Source organism: Streptomyces sp. NPDC060232, from assembly GCF_042726555.1.
GTDB lineage: Bacteria > Actinomycetota > Actinomycetes > Streptomycetales > Streptomycetaceae > Streptomyces.
This window is the reverse complement of sequence record NZ_JBHXAG010000001.1, coordinates 499,248-522,496: the sequence shown is the minus strand read 5'-3', so window position 1 is coordinate 522,496 and position 23,249 is coordinate 499,248. Positions and strand designations below refer to the sequence as shown.

The window sequence follows — 23,249 nt, the reverse complement described above, 5'->3', positions numbered from 1 at the left end:
CAGCGTTTCCCATATTCACTCACCTAAACACGGTAAGTGATGCCGGGGTGCGCCTCCTTGGCGCATTGCGCACTGCACACCTTCATCCGACCTCCCGCCCACGCTGGTCACACGCCGTCAGGTGAGCGAGAGCAGGCTCCGGGCCAGAGTGCGCAGTTCCTCGTCCGGGTGGACCTCGGCGAAGGGGATCGCCGGGAGCAGGCGCAGCGGGGAGAAGGCGAAGGAGCGGAGGGTGGGACGGAGTTCCTCCGGGACCCGGCCGATCGCGGCGAGGGCCCTGAGGGCGCTCAGCCCGACCGGGGTGGCCCCGATCAGCGCGGCGAGGATCGGGACGGCACGCTCCGGGGATCCGGTGACCTTGTAGTGGGCCTCGGCGGCCGCCATCCTGGTCCACTCGTACCTGGCCGTCAGCAGCGGCTCGATGAGCGGCAGCAGCGGAGCGGCGGCGCTGCCGAGCGGCTGGAGGGTGCCGAGGTGCCAGTGGACCGGACCCCGCGCCGACAGCACGCCCTCAAGGATGCGCAGAGCCGGATCCGCCTCGCCGGTCAGCCGGTGGTGGGCCAGGGCCGCGGCGGCGCTGAGCGAGGGGTCGGCGCTCTGCGCGGCCTCGTGCAGCAGGGCGGTGGTCTGCGGCGTCACGACGCCGTTGCCGCCGATCTGCCGGGCGGCCACGACGGCCGCGCGACGGGTGCGAAGGCAGTCGAGGAGTTCCGGCTGCGCCTGGCGCGCGGCGGTGCCGAACTGCGCCAGGGCATCGATCAGGGCGATGGCCGCGTTGCCCGTGGCTCCGTCGGCCAGCGCGCGGCGTACGAGGGGGACCAGCCGGTCGGCGGCCTCGGGGAAGGACGTGGCGGCTGCTCTGAGCGTCTCCGGGCCGGGGTTGCGCAGCACCAGTTCCAGGGCGCGGGGGTCACGCGAGCGCACCAGGGCGAGGAGTGCGGGTGCGGCGGTCTCCTCCTGCGTGTGGGCGTAGCGGTGCAGTGCGTCCCTCAGATCGGCGCCGGGTGCGGGCAGGCGCTCGACCCAGTCGCCGACGGTGGTGAGGCACCGGGCCGCTGCGCGGCTGTCCCGCTGGTGCGGCAGGGCGGCGAGCAGCAGGTCCAGTACCTCGGGCTCCCGGTCGCGCCAGGTCTCCTGGATCTCCCGGGCGAGCCAGGATCCGCGCGAACCGATGTCGCCGGCCGTGATCCAGCGGGCGGCCGCGGTGAGTCCGGCGTCCACGTCGCGGGTGAGCAGGCGGGTGAGGTGCTCGTCCGGTGACCAGGTGCCCGTCCAGGGGAAGTCGTCGGTCCCCGGATCGGGTTCGGCTCCGTCCTCGGCGAGGATGTCCACCAGCCGCTTCTCGTACGGCGGCCCGGACTGCTCGGCGGCGAGCATGGCAGCGGCCAGCCTGACCTCGGTGAACGGGCTGTCGTACCCCTCGATCTCTCGACCGAGACGGGTCAGGACGACCAGGGCGTCCGCCCGGACCACCGCGACGGGATCGGCGGTGTACAGCTCGTCGACCCGGTGTTCCGCGGAGGCCCGCACCTCGGCCGGCAGCAGCCCGGCCACGGCGGCGACCACGCGGAGCGCCGCCCTGCGCACCGCCCGCTCGGGGTCCCCCAGGCAGGGCAGCAGGTCCGGGAGCAGCCGGGTGAGCTCGGCGCAGATCGCGGCGACCGGACTGCCGGGCCAGTCGGGCGACTCGGTGTCCTGCGGGTCGTGGTCGGCGAGGGCGGCGAGCAGCATCAGCAACTCGTCGCGTCTGCGCGGGGCGTGGAGCACGGCGTGGGCGAGGAAGGGGACGGCGGGTGCGGATGCGGGGTAGACGGTGCCCTGGTGGTGGATGTTGCCGTAGAGCTCGTGGACCGCCGCTTCGGCCGTGTCGTCGTCCGTGTAGAGCGCCCTGATCAGTTCGGGCACGTCCGCGGCCGGGCCGTAGGCGTGGGTCAGGTCGTGCCACTGGACGTGGTCCAGTTCGGCCGGAGATCTCATGGTGGGCGCTCCTCGGTGATCAAGTGTGCCGACCGTACCGATCACCACTGACAACGAGTGGCGTCCTGTGGGGAGTGAGGCCGGTCATCGCGGCGGAACCGGTATCCGGGACAGAGCGGACCGGCACCTGTCGGCCAAACCCTGCAACCAGTTCTGTACGTGCGCCAGTTGGCGCCGGAGGGGTCCGCCGACGGCGCACCGGTCGGCGCTGAGCTGCGCGGACCCGTTTCCTGCGGCCTCGCCTGCGGCTCGCGAGAGCCTTCTTCTACGGCACCGACTGCCGTGCGTTTTGCGGCAGTCGGGCAATCGCGGGCTCGCACCTTAGCGGATGGAGGTCCATATGCTGCCGGAATATCTGATGTTCACCACGTCCCCGTCGTCCGGCGCGTAGCGTCCCCTTCGTCCAACCCGGCCGGAGATCGGAAGCCGGTCAGGGCCGTGAAGAAACGAGGAGGCTGCAACGATGGTCAACGTAGAGACGTCCCTGAAAGAGGCGATGACCTCGATCGAGGGGAGCGTGGGAGCGGCGCTGGTCGACTACACGAGTGGCATGGCCCTCGGCACACTGGGCGGCGGCAAGGACCTCGACCTGACGGTCGCGTCCGCCGGCAACACCGACGTGATCCGGGCGAAGATGCGCACCATGGAGATGCTGGGCATCAAGGAGGACATCGAGGACGTACTGATCACCCTCGGCGGCCAGTACCACCTCATCCGGCTGCTCAAGGGGCGTGGAGGCAACGGCCTGTTCCTCTACATCGTCCTGGACAAGGCCAAGTCGAACCTGGCCATGGCCCGCCACCAGCTCAAGCGCATCGAAGTGGACCTGGAACTTTAGCCGCCTTCCTGTGCCCCGAATTCGCTTGCCCACAAGTTGAAGAAATCTTCAACTCGGCACATCCGAATGTGGTCACCGAAGGGTGCGGCGGGGCCGGGGTACAGGAGAATGGCTGGTCATGGTCACCGGGGGCGGGCGCGGCAGGACCGGAGCCGTCCCCGTCCATTGGTCAGAACCCGGGTAGGAGTTGCCACATGCAGGTCCCGCTGTACCAGGCCAAGGCGGAGTTCTTCCGGATGCTCGGGCACCCCGTCCGGATCCGTGTTCTCGAACTCCTCCAGAACGGCCCCGTACCCGTGCGCGAGCTGCTGAACGAGATCGAGATCGAACCGTCCAATCTCTCCCAGCAACTCGCGGTACTGCGCCGATCCGGCATCGTGATCTCGATACGCGACGGCGCGACGGTCAGTTACGCGCTCGCCGGTGGCGATGTGGCGGAACTGCTGAGGGCCGCTCGACGCATCCTCACCGAGCTGCTGGTCGGGCAGAGCGAGCTGCTGGCCGAACTGCGTGATGCCGACACGTCGGTCCACACGGGTCCCCCCTTGTAGACCGGCCGGGCGCGCCGCCGGGGCACCTCGAACGGGCCCCGGCGGCGCGGCGCGTCAGCCCTGGCAGAGGCCTCGGGCGTAGTCGTACGTCGCGGTGGCCTGGGAGTAGCGCCACTGCGGGTCCAGCAGGTCGCTCTTGAGCTGTGCGGCCGCCGCCGGGCTCTCGACGACGTAGCCGAAGTCCTGCAGCCATGACGGGTAGAGGTTCTTGGAACCGATGTAGAAGGCCGACCCGTCCACCGAGACCAGCTTGTGGTGCTGGGCGTAGGGCTTGCCGTCCGCCCAGGTCGGCTGGTCGGAGGCACGGAACGTGGCCAGCTGGAGGTTTTCGCAGAGGGCCGTCCGCGCCCGGCCGCCGTCACCGGTCAGGGCCGCCACCCGGCCGCGCAGGGCGTCGCTCACCTCGGAGAGCGACTTGATCTGCGAGTAGCCGCCGCTGCCGATCGTGCCGCGGTTCGCCGGGTCGCTCACCACGATGCGGACCTTCACTCCGGAGACGAGCTTCGCGGCGAGGGCGTCGTAGAGGCGTACGTCGTAGCGGGGCAGCGGCGGGCAGGTGGCGTGCACGTCCTGCTGGGAGATCTCGATGTGCGAGTTCGCGCTGGAGACGAGGGCGCGCAGGGCGCTCTCCTCCGGGTTGACGGTGTCGTAGTCCCGGTCGGCGTTGGTCTTGTCGGGCAGACCGATCCCGCACTTGGTGTCGCCGGCCGTGGGCAGGACGGGACGGAAGGCCGAGGTGGGGTCGTTCTGGCGGATGCCGACGCCGAGGCCGCCGACCGCGAGTGCGGGGACGTTGCCGCCGCCGGCCGCCGCGGCGGGCCGCGGCAGGGCGGGCATGCAGTCCGCGCCGGGTGAGGCGGCGAACCAGACCGAGCTCCAGTTGCCCTTGTTGCGGCAGGTCCAGTCCCACAGGGAGTCCAGGTAGCGGCCCGCGGAGCCGGCGGCGGGCCCGGACAGTGCGAGGTCGACGTCGCTGACCGGGTGGGTGGTGTCGAGGTAGTCGTCCTTCCAGCTGTTGATTCCGCCGGTGATCACCGAACCGCCGTCCACCACCACCAGCTTGGAGTGGTTCCAGGAGAAGGCGGTCTTGGAGGTGGTCATCGAGGCCACGTTGAGGGTGATGTTGGCCGCGGCGGCCGGCCCGAGCTTCGCGATCAGCTCGTCGCGGTAGGACGAGGGGATCACCGTGGAGTGGTAGACGGGGGCGGCGCCCACCATGATGCGGACCTTGAGCCGGTTCCCCTTCTGGGCGGACTCCTTCAGGCCCGCGACGATCGCGTCCTGGTAGCCGCCGTTGGGGAAGGGTGCCAGCGTCGATATGTCCACCGTCTCCCGGGCGCCGGCGATGTCCTGGCGCATCTTCTCCAGGAGGCGGCGCGATCCGGGCCGGTCGGTGCACGCGGCGTCGCCCCAGCAGCCGGGGGTCTGGAGCAGCCAGTCGGCGCCCCCGGGGGTGGAGGAGCCGAGCCGGTTGCCGGAGGTGCGTTCCCAGACCGAGCCCTCCAGGCCCGGCGAGACCTGACGCAGGATCTGCTCGACCGAGTCCAGGTGCGGTGTGGGCGCTTCCGCGGCGTACGCGGGGGCGGTGGCGATGGCGCCGAGGAGGGAGAAGCCGAGTGCGAGGGCCGAGGTGGAGACGAGGGCCTTCGTACGGACGGTGCGTGCCAATGTGGTTCCTTGACTGGGGGGTGGCTCGGGCCGGGAGCGTGGGCCGGCCACGCCTCCGACCTTGATCAACTGACGCAAGTTACCAGTCCGTAGCCTCTTGTTCTCCCGCCTCGGGCGAGTTCCGGCCACAGGGGCCGGGCAGCGGGACGGAGCCGCTGACCGGCCGGTTCCGTACCCTGGTCGCATGCGCATGCGCCCCACCCTGAGCTGGACGCCCACCGAGGACCTGCCGCCCGGCAGTACGGATCCGGAGCCGGTGGCCGAGGCGCTGAGCGCCGGCGGTGTGCTGGTACTCAGCGGGGCGGGCATCTCCACGGAGTCGGGCATCCCCGACTACCGGGGTGAGGGCGGGAGCCTGCGCAGGCACACCCCGATGACCTACCAGGAGTTCACCGCGAGCGCGCAGGCCCGGCGCCGGTACTGGGCGCGCAGCCACCTCGGCTGGCGCACCTTCGGCCGGGCCAGGCCCAACGCCGGGCACCGGGCCGTCACGGCGTTCGGGCGGCACGGACTGCTGTCCGGGGTGATCACGCAGAACGTCGACGGCCTGCACCAGGCCGCCGGCAGCGAGGACGTGGTGGAACTCCACGGAAGCCTGGACCGGGTCGTGTGCCTCTCCTGCGGCGCGTCCTGCCCGCGCCGTGACCTCGCGCGCCGGCTGGAGGACGTGAACGCGGGGTTCGAGCCGGTGGCCGCCCGGCTGAACCCGGACGGTGACGCCGACCTCACCGACGAACAGGTCGGCGACTTCTCCGTGGTGCCGTGCGCGCAGTGCGGGGGCGTCCTCAAACCGGACGTGGTGTTCTTCGGCGAAACGGTTCCCTCGCTACGGGTGGAGCACTGCCGCGAACTGGTCCAGGAGGCGACCTCGCTGCTGGTCCTGGGCTCCTCACTGACAGTGATGTCCGGACTGCGCTTCGTCCGCCAGGCGGCGCAGGCGGGCAAGCCGGTCCTGATCGTCAACCGGGACCCCACCCGGGGTGACCGCCACGCCGTCACCCGTCTCACCCTCCCCCTGGGCACAGCACTCACCACCCTGGCCGCCCGCCTCGACATCCCCGTGGACGCCGAGGCGGCGCCCTGACGCCGACGGCGCACCGCGCCCGGGGCGCCGGTCGCGAGGGGGCGCGAGGGGATCCGGTCGCGAGGGGGTCCGGTCCAGGTCGGGGGCATGCGCCATCATGGGGAGTTTCGTCACCGACACTGAGGGAAGAGGGCGGGCGATGTCCGACATGCCGTCACCCGGCCCCGAGCCGCAGCCGGCGTCCGGCGCGGCTCGGCCGGTCGGCGGGATGCTGCACCATGTCGAGATCTGGGTGCCCGACCTCGGCCGGGCAGCGGCCTCCTTCGGCTGGCTGCTGGAGGCCCTGGGCTACACGCCGTTCCAGAGCTGGAGCGACGGACGGAGCTGGCGGCTCGGAGCGACCTACCTGGTGTTCGAGCAGTCCCCGGCCCTGACGGCCGACCGTCACGACCGGTGCCGGCCGGGACTGAACCACCTGGCCTTCCACGTGGAGGACCCCGAGACGGTGGAGGATTTGGCCGCCGAGGCCCGGAGGCACGGCTGGAGCCTGATGTTCCCCGATCGCCACCCGCACGCGGGCGGCCCCCGGAGCTACGCCGCGTACCTGGTGAACACCGACGGCTTCGAGGTCGAACTGGTCGCCGTCGACCGCCCCGAACCCGGGTGACCGCCCCCGGAGCAGACGGCTCCGCCACCATGGCGGCCCATGACCGACCCGTTGGGCGCCGTACCCCCGGTTCGCCGTACCGGTGACGAACCCCTGCACCCGCACGGCACCGCGCACGGAAACCGTGCTCGGCTGCTGGGCCCGGGCGTACTCGGGCCTCGCGGGCAGCACCCACCCGCGCGGAGCCCCGGCGGGGACCCGGTGGCCGGGGCCGCGGACCCCGTACGGCTGCGGCGCTCCGACGGGTACGTCTTCTGCCTGCTGGAGCACCTGGACAAGCCGGCCGGATCCGCTGGACCTCTCCAGTGGGCCTTCCACGTGCTCCCGACCCGGGTACTCGACGAGCACAAGGGCGGCGGCACCACCGCCGCGGTCGCCCTGGCGCTGAGCGCCTTCATGCTCACCATCGCCTCCCTGCTGACGGCGAACTGGCCGCTCTGCGCACTCGCGGGTGCGGTCGCCATCGTCTTCCACGCGAAGATCGCGGCATCCGCCCGCGCCTGCCGCGAGTGCGCCCTGCTGCCCGCCACCGCCTGACGGGCCAGAGACGGCGCAGGCGACATCCGCTCAGCGGGCCGTGACCGTCTGCCACTGCGCCCCGCCTGCGGGCACCCGCTCACCTCCCCCACACGGTGTTCTGCCTGCGTCAGCCGGTCGGGGCGTGCCAGGGGATTTCGGCCCAGACCTGTTTGCCGCCGCTGAGGGGGACCGAGCCCCAGGCCGTTGCCGTCGCCTCGACGATGAGCAGGCCGCGCCCGCCGGTCGACTCCCAGCTCACCGACACCGGTTTGACCGGGCTGCGCGGCGACGCGTCGTTCACGGCGATGCGCAGCCGGTCCGTCGACAGGGTCAGGTCCATGCCCACCTCGCCCTGCGTGTGCGCGATGGCGTTGGTGACCAGTTCGGACACGATCAGCAGAGCCGTGTCGAGTTCCTCCACCACTCCCCAGGACCGCAGTGTGCGCGCGGTGAAGCGGCGCGCGTGCAGGACCGCCTTGGGCAGCCGCCATACCGTCCAGTGACTCCGCTTGGGCCGGCCGCCGGTGCCGTCGTAGCGCAGCAGCAGCAGCGCCACGTCGTCGTCGCGCCGGCCCACGCCCATGACCAGTTCGTCGGCGGCCCCGCCGGCGTCGACCGGGTCGACCTCCGCGAGCGTCTCGCACACCCGCCGCATGCCCTCCTCCAGGGGCAGCCGGGCGGATTCGACCAGGCCGTCCGTGAGCAGCACGAGCAGGGTTCCGGGGAGCAGCCCCTTCTCGGTCATCGGGAACTCGGCTTCCGCGAGCACGCCCAGGGGCGGCCCGCCCTCGACGGCCATCTCCTCGGTGACGCCGTCGGGGTGGCGCACCACCGGCGGCAGGTGGCCTGCCCGTACGACGCGGGCGATGCCCTCCTGCATGTCGAGGTCCACATACGAGCACGTGGCGAAGAGGTCGGTCTCCATGCCGACCAGCAGCCGGTTGGCGCGCGCGACCACCACGTCGGGCGGGTGGCCCTCCACCGCGTAGGCCCTGACCGCCGTGCGCATCTGGCCCATGATGGTGGCGGCTCCGGCGCTGTGCCCCTGTACGTCCCCGATGACGAAGGCCACGTGTCCGTCGCTGAGCGGGATGACGTCGTACCAGTCGCCGCCGACCTCTAGTCCCGCCGTCGCGGGCAGGTAGCGGGCGACGGCGACCCCGCCCGGCAGCTCAGGGAGCTTGCGGGGCAGCAGGCTGCGCTGGAGCATACTGGCGAGTTCGTGGCGCGCGTCCAGTGCGTGGGCCCGTACCAGGGCCTGCCCGACCAGTCCGGCGGTCGCGGTCAGCAGCGAGCGCTCCTCCGGTCCGAAGCGGTGCTCCTCGTCCCACCCTACGAGGCACACGCCGACCAGCCTTCCTTCTGCGGGCAGCGGCAGCACCGCGAGGCCGCCGGGCCCTACGCCCAGGAGTCCTGGTTCGAGAGTCGCGCCGGGCGGCCACAGGCTCATGTGGCCGGCGCGCAGCGCGCTCTCCAGGGTGGGGAGGTCGCCGAGGGCGACGTCGGGCCACTCCGAACGCCATTCGGCGCGCCAGGTCTCCGGCCAGGCGTCGGGCTCCGGGGGGTCGAGGGCGGTGACGATGAGCCGTTCGGGTTCCAGTTCGCCGACCGCGACCCGGGAGGCCCCGAGCGGCTCGCGCAGGGCGGCGACCGCCAGCCGGCTGACCTCCCGGATGGTCACGGCTCCCGCGAGGGTGGCCGACAGGCGCTGGACGAGGGAGACCTCGTCGGCGCTGGGCCGCAGGTAGGAGGCGTCGGCGACCACACCCAGGACGCGCAGCGGTGTGCCGTCGGGGTCCACCTCGACCCGGCAGCGCAGGCCCAGCCAGCGCAGCTCGCCGTTGGGGCGGCGGATCCGGAAGGCCAGCTGCTGTCCGGTGGCGGCCAGCCGGTCCGGTTCCACGACGGCCATCAGCGCCGGCATGTCGTCGGGGACGGCACAGGCGAGCAGGCTCTCCACCTGCCCGTCGAACTGCTCGGGAGCCAGGCCGAGCAGTTCCAGCACGTGCGCGTGGGCCTCCATGCGGCCGGTGACCAGGTCCAGGATGAAGGCTCCGCCCTGGTCGGGGACCAGGGACTGGACCAGGTGCGCCTGGGGGGCCCTGCGTCCGGCGAAGCGGGCCGCTACCGATTCGAGTCCGGCGGCCACCTGGTCTGCGTACAGCTCCAGGAGGCTGCGGTCGTCGGCGCTGAAACCCTCGCCGACGTCGCCGGCGACGATGAGGCATCCGAGTTCCTGGTCGCCGTGTCCCAGGGGCAGGGCGCCCAGTGAGATCCTGGCCGGAGTGCTCGGGGCGCCGTTGCGGACCCGGGTGGGGAAGTGGTGGGGGTCTTCCTCGATGAACGCGGCGAGCTCCTTGGGCGTCAGCCAGAGCGGGCGGCCGGAGCGGAAGGCGTTGGCGGCCGGTGAGTGGCCGGCCACGGCGAGGACGGCGGGCAGTCCGTAGAGGACCCCGCGGTTTCCGGTCAGCTCGGCCAGATGGAGCTCCCTGTCCTGGTCGGCAGCCACGTAGACGGCGGCGAGCTGAGCCCCGCAGAACGCAAAGCGATGCCTGGTCACTGGCCGTGTCGCCTCCTCCCGAGGCCGCCCGTCGAGCGCCGGGTCTCCCTCCATGCTGTCGCGCACTGGACGCATGCGGCGAGTCGGGAAGCCGACGGGCGGTGATACGGAGCCCTCCGGTTTCGGAGAGCACCGCCCACGATCCGGCGTCCTGGCTGGCCCCCTGCGTCTCGGTCGCCAGGCAGCCTGGCCTGCCGCGCGCATGCCGGCTTGGACCGGTGGCACGTGTCGGTGCCCTGCCGTTCAGCTAGGGTCTGTATCGAGTTGCCCATCGCGGTGTGGGAGCCGGCCGGCTCGCCCGCCGGCGGCTGGAGGGGCCGGCGGGCGCGCCCCAGGCGACGCCCTCGTCCGCGCCGTTCCGCGCCGTTTCGGGGCCGCGCGCGGGTGGACGCCCCTACGGCGACCTGCGGGGCGCGGGGAGGGTCAGGCGGGTGGCCGGGTCCGCGGTCGGCAGGGCGATGGGGCTGGCGCCGTCGTGGTCGTGCTCCACGTCCGCGAGCGGGCGGGTGCGCTCGGCCGCGGGGGCCAGCCAGGGCCGGATGCGGAAGGTGTCGTCGGGCCCGGCGGTCGCGGGCCGCCGCGTACCGCGAGACACCCCGTGGGGCGTGCGCCGGCGCACCCGTGGCACCGGCACATCGGCCGGTTTCGAGGTCGCGCCTCGGCCGCGCGGGCGGCGTCGTCCGGGGGGACGATGGAGCGTGCAAGGGCCGCGTTCGGCAGGCCCGGACAGGGGGTGGAGCCCAAGTCTGAACTGCCGGACGCGGCCTGGGTTCAGCGCGCGGTCAGCGCCGGCAGGGCCGGGGACAGGGGTGCCGGGCCCTCGACGGAGTTCTTGCGCGGAGTCTGCGGCGCGGTCGTGCTGCACAGCGCCTGATCGCGGTAGCGGCCCATGGCGGCGTCGGCCGGGTGCGGGTCGAGTGCCGTACCCGCCTCGTTGATGCGCTGGTACTTCATCAGGTTGTACCCGAGGGCGAACTGCCGGGCTCCGTCCGGGCTGGACAGGGCCGTGGTGCCGGCGCCCCAGACCCCGCCGTTGTGGCCCCAGGCCGGGCCGCACGGCGTGTCCAGGGAGTAGATGCCGAGGCCGTAGCGCAGGGCCACCGCTCCCGTCTCGTCCTTGATCTCGACGGTGGTGCGCATCTGGTCCAGCTGGCGGCGCGGCAGGAGGTCGCCGGTCAGCAGGGCCCGGTAGAAGGTGTTCAGGTCCTGAGGGGTGGAGACGAGGGCGCCCGCGGTGCCGCCCCAGGTCATGTTGTAGACGCTGTAGTCGCGGGGCGGGTCGATGAGCCCGTGGAAGCTCTCGTACATGCGGGCGTGGGCGCCGCGGATGTACGGGTCGGTGCCGGGGAAGTAGGTGTCCCGCAGGCCGGCCCGCCGGATGACGTCCTTGGCGATGAGCCGCTCGGGGTCCTGGCCGGTCGCCTTGCGGAGGATCTCGCCCAGCAGCACGTAGTTGGTGTTGGAGTAGTACCAGTCGGTGCCGGGCTCGAACCGCTGGGGCCGGGCCACGCCGTAACCGATCAGCTCGGCGGGGCGGATCGTCCGGTAGCGGTGGTCGTCCAGGCTGCTGGTGGTGCCCTGCTGGAGGGAGGGGAAGGCGTCCGCGATGTAGTCCTCGATGCCGCTGGTGTGGTTGAGGAGCATGCGCACGGTCACCTTGCGGCCGCGCTCGCCGGGCAGGAGGTCGGGCACGTAGTCGCCGACCGGCCGGTCCAGGTCTATTCGGCCCTTGGCGTTCTGCTGGAGCACGGCGACGGCGGTGAAGGTCTTGGTGACGCTGCCGACGCGGTGGCGGAGGTCGGCGCGGACCGGGCGCCCGGTGGAGAGGTCGGCGACGCCGGCGGCGCCGTCGAAGCGCTCGCGGCCGTCTCGGGCCGCGGAGAAGACGCCGTACACGCCGGCGTCCCGGATCGCGTCGAGCCCGGCCTGGAGTTCGGCCCGGTCGAGGCGGCGGCCGGCGGCCGCCGCCTGGACCTGTGCCTGTACCTCGGCCTGGGCGGCCGGTGAGCTCGGGCCCGCGGCGCTCGCGGCGGGAGCGAGGCCCGCCAGCAGGGCCGCGGCGACGGCGGTGGCCGAGGCCGCGCGACGCAGGCGCCGTGAGGATCGGTCGACGGGACGGGTGTGGATCATGGCGGCTCCTCGTCGGCGGCCCGGTGGGGCCGGTGATCGGTACACCTCGATTCTTCGGGACCGGCCGTGGCGGATCTTCCTCCTTCGGGACGAAACGGGTTTCAACCTCCGGAAGGAGAGGCACCTTGACAGTCCATTACATTTGTCACGGCCCGGTTTCCTGTGCGCGCGCAGCACCGTACGGCGGCGGGGTGTGCCGGCCACCGCCGGCGGACCGGACTCGTCGGCGCCGGCGCCGGATGCCCGCCGTGTCGGTGATGGGACCCAAGGTCGCTCGCGGGAGGCGGTCGCGGAGGCGCCGGATGCGGTCGGGCCCCGGGCGCTATCCCAGCAGGCCCAAGAGGGGTGTGAGGCCGTGCGGGCGCCGGTCGACCGGCAGGTGGTCGACGAAGTGCACCGGGCAGCCGAGCGCCGCGGCGCCGCCGTCCGCGGTGCGGTCGTCGCCGACCATCAGCACGTCGGCGGGCGGCAGGCCGAGCCGTTCGCAGGCGGTCCGGAAGATCAGCGGATCGGGCTTCTGCACGCCCAGTTCGTAGGAGAGCACGTACGCGTCGACCAGCTCGTCCAGGCCGTGCGTGCGGAAGACCGGCCGCAGGTCCCATCCGATGTTGCTGACCACGGCCACCGGGATGCCCCGCCGCCGCAGTTCGCGCAGCGTCGGGCCGGTGTCGGGGTAGGGCCGCCAGGCGGCGGGGCTCATGTGGCGGTCGTAGAGCGCCTGGGCCAGCTCCGGCTCGGGCTCGGGCAGGCCGGCCGCCAGTGCCAGGCCGCCGTAGGCGGCCCGGTGCTGACCGGCGCTCACGTCCCGTTCGCCCCAGAGGGCCTGGAGGTGTGCGGGCATCCGCCGGGGCGCGGAACCGCCCGGCAGGGCGCCGTACTCCGTCAGCCGGCCCACCGCCGCGCGGAACTCCTCCTCGGACAGCCGGACACCGGTCGCCGCCAGGCCCGCGCGGAGCCAGTCCTCGGTCGACTCGATGCGCAGCAGCGTCCCGGAGAAGTCGCACATCACTCCTCTGATCATGTGGTGCTCGTAGGCCAGGCGGGGTGCCGGGTGCCGGGGCGCCCCGGATCAGGTCGTGGGGTGCAGGCGGGACGGCGTGAGCGGTGAGCCCTGCGCGGACGCGTCCGCGTCGGCCAGGGCGCTGCCGGCCAGCCAGCTGGGCCAGTCCACGTTCCAGTCGCCGAAGCCGTTGTCGAAGGGGGCCATCTTCGCCCCGCCGCTGTTGACCACCTCCACGATGTCGCCCTCGCGGACCGTCTCGAAGAACCAGGCGGCGTTCTCGGTGCTCATGCCCGTACAGCCGTGGCTGACGTTCTCCTCGCCCTGCGACGCGACCGACCAGGGCGCGGCGTGGATGTACTCGCCGCTCCAGGTCACCCGCGTCGCGTAGGAGACGGGAAGGTCGTAGAACTCCTTGGTGCCGCGCTGGATGCCGACGGTGTCGCCGCGCATGCGGACCTTGGGCTCCTTGCGCAGGACGACCTTGATGCCGCTGCGGGTCCTGAACCCCTCCTTGCCGGTGGTGACCGGGATCGTCCTGATGACGCGTCCGTTGCGGCGTACGGTCATGCGGTGGGTGGCGGAGTCGGTGACGGCCTCGATCCGGTCCCCGATGGTGAACTCCAGGTCCTCGGAGGGGCCTCCGTAGGCGTGGTCCCCGAGCTCGACCCCGTCGAGTCCGCTGCGGACGCGCACCACCGTGTGCGCGGGCCAGTACGTACGCGGCCGGAAGTGCAGGGTCGAATCGTCGACCCAGTGCCAGGCGCCCTCGACCTGCGGCTCCGACGTCACCTCCAGCGCCTGCTCCAGCCGGGCGCGCGCGACGGGGTCGTCGGCCGGAACGGGCCGGCTGAGGGCGGCCGTCACGATCTCGCCCGCCCCGTACGTCCCGGGGCGCGGCCCGAACTCGACGGTCAGCCTGCCCCCGTCCGCGGGCGGTGCGGTCCGGAACGCCATGGTCACGCCGACCGGGCTGCCGGCCGCGTCCTGCGCGCCGACCTGCACGGTGTAGGTCTCCCCCGCGCGCAGCGACTCGGTGTTCAGCCAGCGGTCGCTGTGCGGGCCGAGCGCACCCGCCAGGTGGCGGCCGTTCCCGTCGCGGACGGTCACGTCGGTGATGCGGCCCGGTTCGGTGAGGGTGATCTCGAGGGGGCCGCCGGGGTCGGTGGGCAGCACCTGTGCCCGGGCGTCGCGGGCCGCGTCGGCGAGGACCGGCTCCTTGAGTACGGATCCCACCCCGCCCGCGGTGGCCCGTACGCGCTGCTCCTGCCAGCCGCTGCACAGCCCGGGCCGGAACACCCGGGCCGCGCACCGCCCTTCGCCGGCCCCGTGGGGCCCCTCCAGCACTCTGCCCACCAGCAGGGTGACCGCCGCCTCCCGCGGGGGCCCCGCGGATTTCGCGTCCGCGGAGGTCTCGTCGGGCGCGCGGCCCGGCGCCGCGGCGACGACGAGCATGGCACCCGTCACCGCCGCCAGGGCGCCCCACACCTTGGTCGGTCGTGTCCGTCGCATTCGTGGCATATCCGTATCAAACCGATGGATCGCCAACATGATGATCATGCGCTCGGTGCCGGGGCCGAACGGGGACCCGAAGTGAACTCGGACGGAGCACAGACAGCGGCGTCCGGGCCGCGGAAACTCTCGTGCCCGCGGACGCTTCGCGGCGCACAATGCCGCCATGCACGTACGCGCGGTACATCCCGGCGAACTGACGGCCCTCCAGGACATCGAGAGGGCGGCCGGGCGCTGCTTCCGGGACATCGGGATGCCGGAGATCGCCGACGACGAGCCGCCGGCACTCGACGAGCTCGCCCTTTACCAGGAGGCCGGGCTCGCCTGGGTGGCGGTGGACGGCGCCGACGCCCCGGTCGCCTATCTCGTCGCCGAGCGCGTCGAGGGCGACCTCCACGTGGAGCAGGTGTCCGTGCACCCGGACCACGCCCGCCGGGGCGTCGGCCGGTCCCTGCTGGAGCACCTGGCGGAGGTCGCCGCACGCGAGGGCGTGCCCGCGCTGACGCTCACCACCTTCGCCGAGGTGCCGTGGAACGCCCCGTACTACGCCCGTTGCGGCTTCCGCATCCTGGGCGCGGACGCGCTCACTCCGGGCCTGCGGGAGATCCGGGCGCGCGAGGCGGCCCACGGCCTGGACCGGTGGCCGCGCGTGTGCATGCGGCGGGACCTCTGAGCCGGAACGGATCCCGCTGCCTTCGCCGACCGCGAACCGGGGTCGCGTTCGCACCGGCGGTGTGCTGGGGTGGGCTGATGGACCTTCTGATACTGGGCGGAACCGCGTGGCTGGGCCGTGAGATCACCCGGCAGGCGGTCGAGCGCGGACACACGGTGACGTGCCTGGCGCGCGGCGAGAGCGGTGAAGTCGCCCCCGGTGCACGGCTGGTGGCGGCGGACCGCACGGACGCGTCCGCCTACACCGGGCTCCTCGACCGCGACTGGGACGCCGTGGTCGAGGTGTCGTGGCAGCCGGCGTTCGTCCGCGACGCGCTGGTGGCGCTGGCGGAGCGGACCCGGCACTGGACGTACGTCTCGTCGGTCAGCGCCTACGCCGAGCACGGCACGGCCGGCGCGGACGAGTCGGCGGCGCTCCTGGCGCCCACCGGGCAGCAGTACGTGGGGCGGGAGGAGTACGGGGAGGCCAAGGTCGCCTGTGAGGCGGCCGTACGCGCGGCCGTCGGGGACCGTCTCGCCGTCGCGCGGGCCGGCCTGATCGGCGGCCCGGGAGACCACTCCGGGCGCTCGGGGTACTGGGTGGCCCGCGCCGCCCGGACGGTGGACCAGCCCATGCTCGTACCACACTCCCCCGGCCTGCCGACGCAGGTGGTGGACGTACGGGATCTCGCGGGCTGGCTTCTGGACCTCGCGCGGGCGGGCACGGTCGGGACCTACGACGCCGTGGGGCCCGTGGTGCCGTTCGACGAGTGGGTCAGTATGTCGCGGCGGGTGGCCGGCCACACCGGGGAGGTGGCGGCGGCCGACCCGAAGTGGGTCCTGGACCAGGGGGTGGGGCCCTTCATGGGCCCGGAGTCGATGGCCATGTGGATGCCCGAGCCGGGCTGGGAGGGCTTCTGCGCCCGCAGTGGAGCCGCAGCGCGTGCGGCCGGGCTGCGGCACCGGCCTCGTGCGGAGATGCTCGCGGACCTGCTGGAGTGGGAGCGCGCCGAAGGCCTGGACCGCTCCCGCCGGGCCGGCCTGAGCACCGCCCGCGAACGCGAACTGCTCACCGCGCTCACCCCGCTCGGCGACTGAGGCCCCGGCGCGGCCGGGCGCCGTCAGCGCCGCGGCCTCGTCGCGAGGGCGGCCCCGATCCGCAGGGTCCGGTCGTACGTGCCGCGGGGGTCGTGGTCGAGCAGGGCCCGGCGCAGTTCCGCCCCGAAGGCTGCCATGCGGTCGCCCAGCACGGCCGGGCTGGTGGCGGGGAGGGAGAGCTGGAGGCCGATCACCTCGTCCACGGTACGGCGGACGGGCTGGTCCCACTGGTGGGTCTCGACGCGGGAGAGCGGCGACTTCGCCAGACGCTCGACCAGATCGTCCCAGTCGGCCCCCTCGTCCGCCGGGCGCGCCCCGGTTCCCGGGTCGTGTCCGCTCAGGTCCGTCCGCCCGACGGGACCCGGCGCTCCTTCGCGGACACCTCCCAGGAACCGGGCGCGCACCTCCTCGACGACGGTCAGCCAGGCCGGCCGCGGGTCACCGGGCCGGTGCAGGGAGGTGACGACGGCGATCCCGCCCCGGGGTGCGAGCACCTCGTCCAGGTCGGCCGGTACCCGTCCGCGGTCCATCCGGTGGAAGGACCTGCCCATGACGCAGAGGTCGATCCGGGGCAGGCACAGCCGGGTGACGGCGGCGTCGTCGCCGCGCAGCCACGAGATGTTCGTGAGGCCGCGCTCCTCGGCCAGCCGGATCCCCTCGGCGAGCATCGCCGGCTCCGGGTCGACCGCGTAGACGTGGTCGGCCAGGGGGGCCAGGGGCAGGCTGAGCGTGCCGGGGCCGGCGCCGAGGTCCAGGACGGTCTGTGAGCCGTCGAGCGCGAAGCGGTCCGCGAGCAGGGTGTGGAACTCCCGCGGGTACGGGGGCCGGTAGCGGGCGTAGTAGGGGGCGGCGGACGCGAACGGGGTGCTCATGGGGTCCTCCCTGGCGGTGGTGCACCCGCCGATCGTGGAGCACGGAAGCGGATTCGGCGGCGACTGGCGCCCCGAATCCCCCGAACGGATGTCTGCGCGGCGCCCCCGAGGTGCCTTGCTCCGGCCACCCGGTGTTTCCTCGGCGTTCGTCCGCCGTACCACTGGGCGGGCCCCCCGCGCTGGCAGATGCTCTCTGCTCGCGACATCGCCGGCCGCCGAACGTCGGGCGCGGCAGCACCCGCGGTGCGCCCTGGTCCTGCCGGGCTTCGTCGTGCCGATCGCCGGCGTGGCCCTCCTCCCCGGGGCGGACTCCGGACACCGCCGCCGCGCCGCCGCGCGGACCCGCGTGAGACGGGCCGGGTGCGCCGCGCGCGCACCTGGCCCGCCGCTCACTTCGACGGGGTCAGCCGCTCCCACAGGAAGGTGTGGACGAGGGCCTCGTTGAAGGCCGTCTGCCGGTGGTCGGTGGCACCGGCGTGGCCGCCGCCGATGTGCTCGTGGAAGAGCACGGGATGCCCGGCCTCGCGCAGCCGCGCGGCCATCTTGCGGGCGTGCCCCGGATGGACCCGGTCGTCGCGGGTGGAGGTGAGCAGGAGCAGCGGCGGGTACGCGGGCCCGTCCGTCCGGATCCGGTGGTAGGGGGAGATCTCCTCCAGGTGGGGCCGGTCCGCCGGGTCGTCGGGATCGCCGTACTCGGCGATCCAGCTGGCGCCGGCGAGCAGCTTGTGGAAGCGGAGCATGTCCAGCAGCGGCACGTGCGCGACAACCGCGCCGAACAGTTCCGGTTCGCGGGTGAGCATGGCGCCCATGAGCAGGCCGCCGTTGCTGCCGCCCTCGATGCCCAGCTGGGCCGCGGTGGTGATGTCCCGGGCGACGAGGTCCCGGGCGACGGCCGCGAAGTCCTCGTACGCCCGGACCCGGTTCGCGCCGAGGGCCGCCCGGTGCCAGCCTGGCCCGTACTCGTGGCCGCCCCGGATGCCGGCGACGACGTAGGTGCCGCCGCGCGCGAGCCATGCGCGGCCGGTGACCGCGCTGTAGGAGGGGACCATGGAGATCTCGAAGCCGCCGTACCCGTAGAGCAGGGTGGGTCCGGGGCCGGAGCGCTCCTCGGGTCCGACGACGAAGTAGGGCACCCGGGTGCCGTCGGCGGAGGTCGCGAAGAACTGGCTGACGGTGAGACCGGCGGTGTCGAAGAGCGCCGGGCTCTGCTTGACGGGCTCGCTGTCGTCCTCGCCGCCCGCCGTGCCCCGGTAGAGGGTGGGGGGCTGGAGGAAGCCGGAGACGTGGTGGAAGTACTCGTCGCCGACGTCCGGGTCGGTGCAGGTGACCGAGGCGGTGGACAGGGGCGGCAGGCCCGGCAGCGGCACGCGGCTCCAGCCGTCCGGGCCGGGGGTGAGCAGTTCCATGGCGGAGGAGACGTCGGCGCGGGTGCTGAGGATGAGGTGGTTGCGGGTCCAGCTGTATCCGGCGAGCGCGGTGTGCTCGTCCGGGGTGAAGAGCACTTCGGCGTCCCGCGCCCCCTCCTGGAACGCTGCGAAGTCGAAGGCGAGCAGGCTGCCCGCGGGGTGGCCGAGCCAGGGCGTCTTGGTGGTGACGGTGAGCCACTCCCGGTGGACGCAGGCGTCGGCGTCGTCCGGCACGCCGATCTTCACGGGCGGGCCGGCGGCGTCCTCGGGCAGGAGGAACAGCTGCTGGTTCCAGAAGTCGATCTGCCGGTGGACGAAGTCCCGCTCGAAGCCGGGGGTGTCGTCGTGCCAGCCCGAGGCGGACAGGTCCGAAGGGCGGCCCGCGTAGACGAGCTCGGCGTCTGCGAGGGGCGTACCGCGGCGCCAGCGGCGGACCTGGAGCGGGTAGCCGGAGGTGGACATCGAGCCGGGGCCGAAGTCCGTCCCGATCCAGACCCGGTCGTGGTCGATCCAGCCGATCCGCGTCCTGGCCTCGGCGACCGTGAACCCGTCGGTGACGAACTCCAGGGTCTCCAGGTCGAACTCGCGCACGACGCAGGCGTCGGCGCCGTCCCTGGAGAGCCGGACCAGGGCGCGGTGGTGCTCGGGCGCCAGGACCCTGCTGCCTGCCCAGGCCCACTTCTCCCCTTCGGCTTCGGCCAGCGCGTCGAGGTCCAGGAGGGCCTCCCAGGCCGGGCGGTCCGTGCGGTACTCCTCCAGGGTGGTCCGCCGCCACAGGCCGCGTACGTGGTCGGCGTCCTGCCAGAAGTTGTAGAGGTGGGGGCCGCGGCGGACGACGTACGGGATCCGCCCGTCGTCGTCCAGCACCTCGCGCATCTCCTGTTCGAGCACCTTGAAGCCGGGGTCGCCGGTCAGCGCGTCCACGGTCTCGGCGTTGCGCTCCCGGACCCAGGCGAGGGCGGTCTCGCCGGATACGTCTTCCAGCCACAGATAGGGGTCTTCATCGCTCATCAGGCGATTGTGCAGGAAGCGGCCGGCGGGCGTCGCGCAGGGCCGAGTGGACCGACCAGAGGACGGAGACCAGCGGGACCGCGACCACGGCGCCGACGACTCCGGCGGCGATCGCGCCCGCGACCACCGAGATCGCCACGACGAGCGGGTGCAGGCGGACCGCCCGGCTCATCACCAGCGGGTGCAGCAGATGGCCCTCGATCTGTCCGATGACCACGATCAGCGCGGCGACGATCGCCGCGACGACCGGCCCCTTCGCGGCGAGGGCGACGACCGCGGCCACCCCCAGCGCGACCGGTGATCCGATGAGGGGGACGAAGGCCGCGAAGAACTCCAGCAGCGCCAGGGGTACGGCCAGCGGGACCCCGAGGAAGTACAGCGCCAGCCCGACGAGGACCGCGTTCGTCGCCGCGACCACCACGATGCCGTGGGTGTAGCCGGTGAAGGTGCGCCAGCCCGCGCGCCCGGCGATCGTCACGCGTTCCCGCGCGGTCTGGGGCAGTTGGTCGCAGAACCACGCCCACTGCCGGTCGCCGCCGTGGAGGAAGAAGAAGGAGCAGAAGGCCGCGAGGGCGAGGACGGTGAGGACGTGGACGAGCCGGCCGGCTCCGCTGACCGCCTGGCTGAGGACGGTGGAGCGGTGGCTGCCGAGGTACTCGCCGATGCGGGACTGGACGTCGGAGAGCGCCTGCGGGTTCAGCCGGAAGGGCGGCTTCTCCAGCCACGTCTCGATGCTGGCGAGTCCCTCGCGGAACTCGCGGGCCAGGGTCGTGCTCTCCCCCGCCACGGCCTCGCCGACCAGGGTGAGCACGCCCAGCAGGAGCAGCGCGCTGCCGAGGAGGGTCAGGGCGACGGCGATCGTGCGGGGCACGGCCGTGGCGAGGCGCCGGGTCGGCGTCCAGAGCAGCGCGGTGACGACGAGGCCGAGGAAGACGGCGACGGCGATCTCGTGGAACCGGCCCAGCAGGGCGAAGACGACGTAGACGGCGGCGCCGACGACCAGCAGGCGCCAAGCGTACGACGCGGCCGTACGCAGGAACGGTGACACCGGCGGCATGGTCCATGGGTGCCACGGCGGGCCCTGAAGAAAACCCTTTGCCCGGATCGTCGGCGGCGGCGCACGATGGCCTGCCGTGAGCACCTCCCGGCTGAGCGCCGTACTGCCCGACCTCGCCCCGTGGCGTTCCAGCCGCGACTTCCGGCTCCTCTTCTACCAGGGGACCGTGACGTACTTCGGCTCCTTCATGGCGATGATCGCGCTGCCGCTGCAGATCAAGCACCTGACGGAATCTCCGCTGGCCGTCGGCGCGATGGGCGCGGTGGAGCTGGTCCCTCTGGTGGTCTTCGGGCTGTACGGGGGCGCGCTCGCGGACGCGGTCGACCGGCGGCGGATGATCCTGCTGACCGAGGCGGGGCTCGGAGTGCTGGCCCTGGTGCTCCTGGTGAACGCACTGCTGCCCGACCCGCTGCTGTGGCCGCTGTACGTGGTCGCCGCGGGGGTGTCGGCTCTCGCCGGCCTGCAGCGGCCGGCCCTGGACTCGCTGATGGCGCGGATCGTGCCGCACGACCAGCTGACCGCCGCCGCAGCGCTCAACGGCCTGCGCTACCAGTTCGGCGCGATCGTCGGCCCGGCGCTGGCCGGCCTGGTCGTCGCCTACGCCGGTCACGCCTCGGCCTATGCCGTCACCGTGGCGGGTCTCCTGGGCTCCGTGGTGCTGTGCTCGCGGCTCAGTCCGGCCCCGCCCGTCGAGGGCGCCGAGCGTCCGTCGCTGCGCGGGATCGCCGAGGGCGCGCGCTATGCCTGGAGCCGGCCGGTGCTGCTGGGCACGTACGCCGTGGACCTCGCGGCGATGTTCTTCGCCTTCCCCCACACGATCTTCCCGTTCCTCGCGGACGAGCTGGACGCCGTATGGGCGCTGGGTCTGATGTACGCGGCCGGGGCGGCGGGCTCGATGGTGCTGGGGCTGACCAGCGGCTGGGTGTCCCGGGTACGCCGGCACGGGCTGCTGGTGGTCCTCGGGGCCGCGGTCTGGGGCCTGGCGATCACGGCGGCCGGCGTGTCGCCCGGCATCTGGCTGGTGCTGCTCTGCCTCGCCGTGGCGGGCGCGGCCGACATGCTGAGCGGGCTGGGCCGCTCCACGATCTGGAACCAGACGATCCCCGAGGAGCTGCGCGGCCGGCTCGCGGGCATCGAGGTGCTCTCGTACAGCGTGGGACCGCAGCTCGGTCAGGTCCGGGCGGGCACCATGGCCGGCTGGACGGGAACCCGGCCGGCCTTCTGGAGCGGCGGTCTGGCCTGCGTGGCCTCGGTGGCGGTGCTGGCCGCGCTGCTGCCGAAGCTGATCTCGTACGACGCGGACACCGACGAGGACGCGCTGCGCCGCCGGGCCGCGCGGGAGGCGGAGCCGGTGTGACGCGGGCCGGGTGCGGGCGCGGTCAGCCCTCCTTCTCGGCGAGGATCCGGTCGGCCGCGTAGTGCGGGCAGTTCAGGGCGTGCCAGGTCACCGAGAGGGAGCCCGTGCCCGTCCGCAGCGTGCGCACCGCGCCGTCGGCGGCGGTGGCCTTGCAGAAGGGGCACATGACGGTCTCCGGGCGTAGTAGATCGAACATGCCCTGTCCTTCCCGCAGGTTTCTCACACCGGACCTGTCCAGAACTATCAAATCCGGCGGCATTCGGCCGCAGTACCCGCAAGTACGGATGAATATCGGGTCCGGTGACCACGCGGCGGGAGCGATGGAACCGGGACGGGGCGCCGCCCCCGGGCGGCCCCCGTCACCCCGCGGGGACGCAGGACGTCGTACGGGTTACGCAGGATCGGCGTGCTGACGCGTGCCGACGACAGCCCTGCGTCGGTCGCCCGAAGGGGGCCCGGGCCTGCGACCACCGCCCCGCACACCGCCGGCCTCAGGGTTCGAAGGTGGCGAGCATGTGTTCGAGGGCAGCCTGGTCCGGTCCTGTGAACGGGTCGAGGCCGGGGACCGCGGCGATGGTGTCGAGGAGCTGCGGGGTGAGCCCCACCGCCGGTGGCAGGTGGGTGCACAGGACGGTCTGCGGATCCATCGAGCGCAGCGGATCCACGGTGGCCAGGAAGCGATCCGGGTCCACCAGCTGCACCCAGGGGCTGTCCACGCTCGCCCACAGCCGCTGGGACGCCCGCAGCTCCTCGGCCGGCAGCTGCGCGACGTCGCCGCTCACGGCCATGTCCGCCGTGGGCATCACGCTGCCGAAGCAGTCCGAGCTGAAACAGGTCCGCGAGCGGTCGTCGTAGAAGCCGACGGTGGCCGGGTTGTCGAACAACGGCGGCCGGAACGCGTGGAGCGTACGGTCGCCCACGTCCAGGGTCTGTCCGGGGTTGAGGAAGTACAGCCGGTCCATGGGCAGCGGCCGCTCGGTGGACATGATCCCGGCGCCGAGGAACGTGGTCACCAGGCGGGCCTCGGGAGCGGCGTCGAGCAGGGCGAAGAGTCCCCCGGTGTGGTCGCGGTCGGGATGGGTCAGCCAGATCCACCGCACGTCGGCGGGATCGATCACCGACCCGAGCACGTTGAGGAAGTCCCGGTCGGGCAGACCGAGGCCGGTGTCCACGACCACCGGCTGCTCGGCATGCAGCACGAACGCGTTGACGGGGAGGAATCCGAGTCCCGGAACCTCCAGGCAGTCCGCGAGGACGGTGGTCTCGGGTCCCACCTTGTGCGTGCTCATGGCGATCTCCACAGCTCTGCGGGGTTCGGGTCCTCCTTCCATCGTGGCGCCGTCCTGGCGCC

The 23,249-nt window shown here is 73.1% G+C and carries 20 protein-coding genes; 8 read left to right on the top strand and 12 right to left on the bottom strand.

Translation table 11 applies throughout. The features are described from left to right. Nucleotides 1-117 precede the first annotated feature (117 nt). The gene (locus ACFWFZ_RS02310; RefSeq protein WP_387115300.1) at nucleotides 118-1,977 is read right to left on the bottom strand and encodes a hypothetical protein; all 1,860 of its coding nucleotides are present in this window, start codon (nucleotides 1,975-1,977) and stop codon (nucleotides 118-120) included. 463 nt (nucleotides 1,978-2,440) lie between these two features. Here ACFWFZ_RS02310 and ACFWFZ_RS02305 point away from each other — a divergent pair, with 463 nt between their 5' ends. Next, on the top strand, nucleotides 2,441-2,815 hold the full coding sequence (locus ACFWFZ_RS02305; protein WP_387115297.1) for a hypothetical protein: 375 nt from the start codon (nucleotides 2,441-2,443) through the stop codon (nucleotides 2,813-2,815). Between the two features lie 194 nt (nucleotides 2,816-3,009). Further along, on the top strand, nucleotides 3,010-3,366 hold the full coding sequence (locus tag ACFWFZ_RS02300; RefSeq protein WP_387115294.1) for an ArsR/SmtB family transcription factor: 357 nt from the start codon (nucleotides 3,010-3,012) through the stop codon (nucleotides 3,364-3,366). Between the two features lie 54 nt (nucleotides 3,367-3,420). On the opposite strand, the gene ACFWFZ_RS02295 is transcribed toward ACFWFZ_RS02300, so the two are convergent. Beyond that, on the bottom strand, nucleotides 3,421-5,034 hold the full coding sequence (locus ACFWFZ_RS02295; protein WP_387115292.1) for a phospholipase: 1,614 nt from the start codon (nucleotides 5,032-5,034) through the stop codon (nucleotides 3,421-3,423). 184 nt (nucleotides 5,035-5,218) lie between these two features. Here ACFWFZ_RS02295 and ACFWFZ_RS02290 point away from each other — a divergent pair, with 184 nt between their 5' ends. The 3 genes from ACFWFZ_RS02290 (at nucleotide 5,219) to ACFWFZ_RS02280 (ending at nucleotide 7,262) form a co-directional block, all read left to right on the top strand. Then, the gene (locus ACFWFZ_RS02290) at nucleotides 5,219-6,118 is read left to right on the top strand and encodes an NAD-dependent protein deacetylase (protein WP_387115289.1); all 900 of its coding nucleotides are present in this window, start codon (nucleotides 5,219-5,221) and stop codon (nucleotides 6,116-6,118) included. A gap of 148 nt (nucleotides 6,119-6,266) precedes the next feature. Then, the gene (locus tag ACFWFZ_RS02285; RefSeq protein WP_387116275.1) at nucleotides 6,267-6,725 is read left to right on the top strand and encodes a VOC family protein; all 459 of its coding nucleotides are present in this window, start codon (nucleotides 6,267-6,269) and stop codon (nucleotides 6,723-6,725) included. Nucleotides 6,726-6,764: 39 nt separating this feature from the next. Continuing rightward, nucleotides 6,765-7,262: a hypothetical protein gene (locus ACFWFZ_RS02280; protein WP_387115286.1), complete on the top strand. Its 498-nt coding sequence runs from the start codon at nucleotides 6,765-6,767 to the stop codon at nucleotides 7,260-7,262. A 109-nt stretch (nucleotides 7,263-7,371) separates the two neighbouring features. Here ACFWFZ_RS02280 and ACFWFZ_RS02275 read toward each other — a convergent pair whose 3' ends face one another. The 5 genes from ACFWFZ_RS02275 to ACFWFZ_RS02255 form a co-directional block, all read right to left on the bottom strand. Beyond that, nucleotides 7,372-9,804, bottom strand: a complete 2,433-nt coding sequence (locus ACFWFZ_RS02275) for a SpoIIE family protein phosphatase (RefSeq protein ID WP_387115283.1) — start codon at nucleotides 9,802-9,804, stop codon at nucleotides 7,372-7,374. Between the two features lie 394 nt (nucleotides 9,805-10,198). Then, entirely contained in the window at nucleotides 10,199-10,399 is a 201-nt protein-coding gene (locus tag ACFWFZ_RS02270; protein ID WP_387115280.1) for a hypothetical protein, read from the bottom strand. Between the two features lie 176 nt (nucleotides 10,400-10,575). After that, nucleotides 10,576-11,934: a serine hydrolase domain-containing protein gene (locus tag ACFWFZ_RS02265; protein WP_387115277.1), complete on the bottom strand. Its 1,359-nt coding sequence runs from the start codon at nucleotides 11,932-11,934 to the stop codon at nucleotides 10,576-10,578. 322 nt (nucleotides 11,935-12,256) lie between these two features. Beyond that, a complete protein-coding gene (locus ACFWFZ_RS02260; RefSeq protein WP_387115274.1) occupies nucleotides 12,257-12,955 on the bottom strand; it encodes an HAD family hydrolase in 699 nt (232 codons plus the stop codon). A 48-nt stretch (nucleotides 12,956-13,003) separates the two neighbouring features. After that, nucleotides 13,004-14,446 (bottom strand): Ig-like domain-containing protein, encoded by a 1,443-nt coding sequence (locus ACFWFZ_RS02255; RefSeq protein WP_387115271.1) that lies wholly within the window; start codon nucleotides 14,444-14,446, stop codon nucleotides 13,004-13,006. Between the two features lie 166 nt (nucleotides 14,447-14,612). On the opposite strand from ACFWFZ_RS02255, the gene ACFWFZ_RS02250 reads away from it, so the two are divergent. Both ACFWFZ_RS02250 and ACFWFZ_RS02245 read left to right on the top strand, forming a co-directional pair. Beyond that, entirely contained in the window at nucleotides 14,613-15,119 is a 507-nt protein-coding gene (locus ACFWFZ_RS02250; RefSeq protein ID WP_387115268.1) for a GNAT family N-acetyltransferase, read from the top strand. Between the two features lie 77 nt (nucleotides 15,120-15,196). Then, nucleotides 15,197-16,195 carry an NAD-dependent epimerase/dehydratase family protein gene (locus tag ACFWFZ_RS02245; RefSeq protein ID WP_387115265.1) on the top strand — a complete coding sequence of 333 codons (999 nt, stop codon included), beginning with the start codon at nucleotides 15,197-15,199 and terminating at the stop codon, nucleotides 16,193-16,195. A 23-nt stretch (nucleotides 16,196-16,218) separates the two neighbouring features. Here ACFWFZ_RS02245 and ACFWFZ_RS02240 read toward each other — a convergent pair whose 3' ends face one another. The 3 genes from ACFWFZ_RS02240 to ACFWFZ_RS02230 all read right to left on the bottom strand — a co-directional run bounded on the left by ACFWFZ_RS02240 (nucleotide 16,219) and on the right by ACFWFZ_RS02230 (nucleotide 20,541). Continuing rightward, entirely contained in the window at nucleotides 16,219-17,067 is an 849-nt protein-coding gene (locus tag ACFWFZ_RS02240) for a class I SAM-dependent methyltransferase (RefSeq protein WP_387115262.1), read from the bottom strand. A 389-nt stretch (nucleotides 17,068-17,456) separates the two neighbouring features. Beyond that, nucleotides 17,457-19,484: a prolyl oligopeptidase family protein gene (locus ACFWFZ_RS02235; RefSeq protein ID WP_387115259.1), complete on the bottom strand. Its 2,028-nt coding sequence runs from the start codon at nucleotides 19,482-19,484 to the stop codon at nucleotides 17,457-17,459. Then, on the bottom strand, nucleotides 19,474-20,541 hold the full coding sequence (locus ACFWFZ_RS02230) for an AI-2E family transporter (RefSeq protein ID WP_387115256.1): 1,068 nt from the start codon (nucleotides 20,539-20,541) through the stop codon (nucleotides 19,474-19,476). Before ACFWFZ_RS02230 ends, ACFWFZ_RS02235 begins: the two co-directional genes overlap by 11 nt. A gap of 76 nt (nucleotides 20,542-20,617) precedes the next feature. Between ACFWFZ_RS02230 and ACFWFZ_RS02225 the strand changes: the two genes are divergently transcribed. After that, the gene (locus ACFWFZ_RS02225; protein ID WP_387115253.1) at nucleotides 20,618-21,898 is read left to right on the top strand and encodes an MFS transporter; all 1,281 of its coding nucleotides are present in this window, start codon (nucleotides 20,618-20,620) and stop codon (nucleotides 21,896-21,898) included. Nucleotides 21,899-21,920: 22 nt separating this feature from the next. On the opposite strand, the gene ACFWFZ_RS02220 is transcribed toward ACFWFZ_RS02225, so the two are convergent. Together ACFWFZ_RS02220 and ACFWFZ_RS02215 are read right to left on the bottom strand one after the other, a co-directional pair. Further along, nucleotides 21,921-22,094, bottom strand: coding sequence for a hypothetical protein (locus ACFWFZ_RS02220; RefSeq protein WP_158879779.1), 174 nt, complete (start codon nucleotides 22,092-22,094; stop codon nucleotides 21,921-21,923). A 295-nt stretch (nucleotides 22,095-22,389) separates the two neighbouring features. Further along, nucleotides 22,390-23,187 (bottom strand): MBL fold metallo-hydrolase, encoded by a 798-nt coding sequence (locus ACFWFZ_RS02215; RefSeq protein WP_387115249.1) that lies wholly within the window; start codon nucleotides 23,185-23,187, stop codon nucleotides 22,390-22,392. Nucleotides 23,188-23,249 lie beyond the last annotated feature (62 nt).

Excerpts from the sequence above, each read along its gene's own strand:
- ACFWFZ_RS02310 (WP_387115300.1), bottom strand. The coding sequence starts at position 1,977 with ATGAGATCTCCGGCCGAACTGGACCACGTCCAGTGGCACGACCTGACC.
- ACFWFZ_RS02305 (WP_387115297.1), top strand. The coding sequence starts at position 2,441 with ATGGTCAACGTAGAGACGTCCCTGAAAGAGGCGATGACCTCGATCGAG.
- ACFWFZ_RS02300 (WP_387115294.1), top strand. The coding sequence starts at position 3,010 with ATGCAGGTCCCGCTGTACCAGGCCAAGGCGGAGTTCTTCCGGATGCTC.
- ACFWFZ_RS02290 (WP_387115289.1), top strand. The coding sequence starts at position 5,219 with ATGCGCATGCGCCCCACCCTGAGCTGGACGCCCACCGAGGACCTGCCG.
- ACFWFZ_RS02285 (WP_387116275.1), top strand. The coding sequence starts at position 6,267 with ATGCCGTCACCCGGCCCCGAGCCGCAGCCGGCGTCCGGCGCGGCTCGG.
- ACFWFZ_RS02280 (WP_387115286.1), top strand. The coding sequence starts at position 6,765 with ATGACCGACCCGTTGGGCGCCGTACCCCCGGTTCGCCGTACCGGTGAC.
- ACFWFZ_RS02265 (WP_387115277.1), bottom strand. The coding sequence starts at position 11,934 with ATGATCCACACCCGTCCCGTCGACCGATCCTCACGGCGCCTGCGTCGC.
- ACFWFZ_RS02260 (WP_387115274.1), bottom strand. The coding sequence starts at position 12,955 with ATGATCAGAGGAGTGATGTGCGACTTCTCCGGGACGCTGCTGCGCATC.
- ACFWFZ_RS02255 (WP_387115271.1), bottom strand. The coding sequence starts at position 14,446 with ATGCGACGGACACGACCGACCAAGGTGTGGGGCGCCCTGGCGGCGGTG.
- ACFWFZ_RS02250 (WP_387115268.1), top strand. The coding sequence starts at position 14,613 with ATGCACGTACGCGCGGTACATCCCGGCGAACTGACGGCCCTCCAGGAC.
- ACFWFZ_RS02245 (WP_387115265.1), top strand. The coding sequence starts at position 15,197 with ATGGACCTTCTGATACTGGGCGGAACCGCGTGGCTGGGCCGTGAGATC.
- ACFWFZ_RS02240 (WP_387115262.1), bottom strand. The coding sequence starts at position 17,067 with ATGAGCACCCCGTTCGCGTCCGCCGCCCCCTACTACGCCCGCTACCGG.
- ACFWFZ_RS02235 (WP_387115259.1), bottom strand. The coding sequence starts at position 19,484 with ATGAGCGATGAAGACCCCTATCTGTGGCTGGAAGACGTATCCGGCGAG.
- ACFWFZ_RS02230 (WP_387115256.1), bottom strand. The coding sequence starts at position 20,541 with ATGCCGCCGGTGTCACCGTTCCTGCGTACGGCCGCGTCGTACGCTTGG.
- ACFWFZ_RS02220 (WP_158879779.1), bottom strand. The coding sequence starts at position 22,094 with ATGTTCGATCTACTACGCCCGGAGACCGTCATGTGCCCCTTCTGCAAG.
- ACFWFZ_RS02215 (WP_387115249.1), bottom strand. The coding sequence starts at position 23,187 with ATGAGCACGCACAAGGTGGGACCCGAGACCACCGTCCTCGCGGACTGC.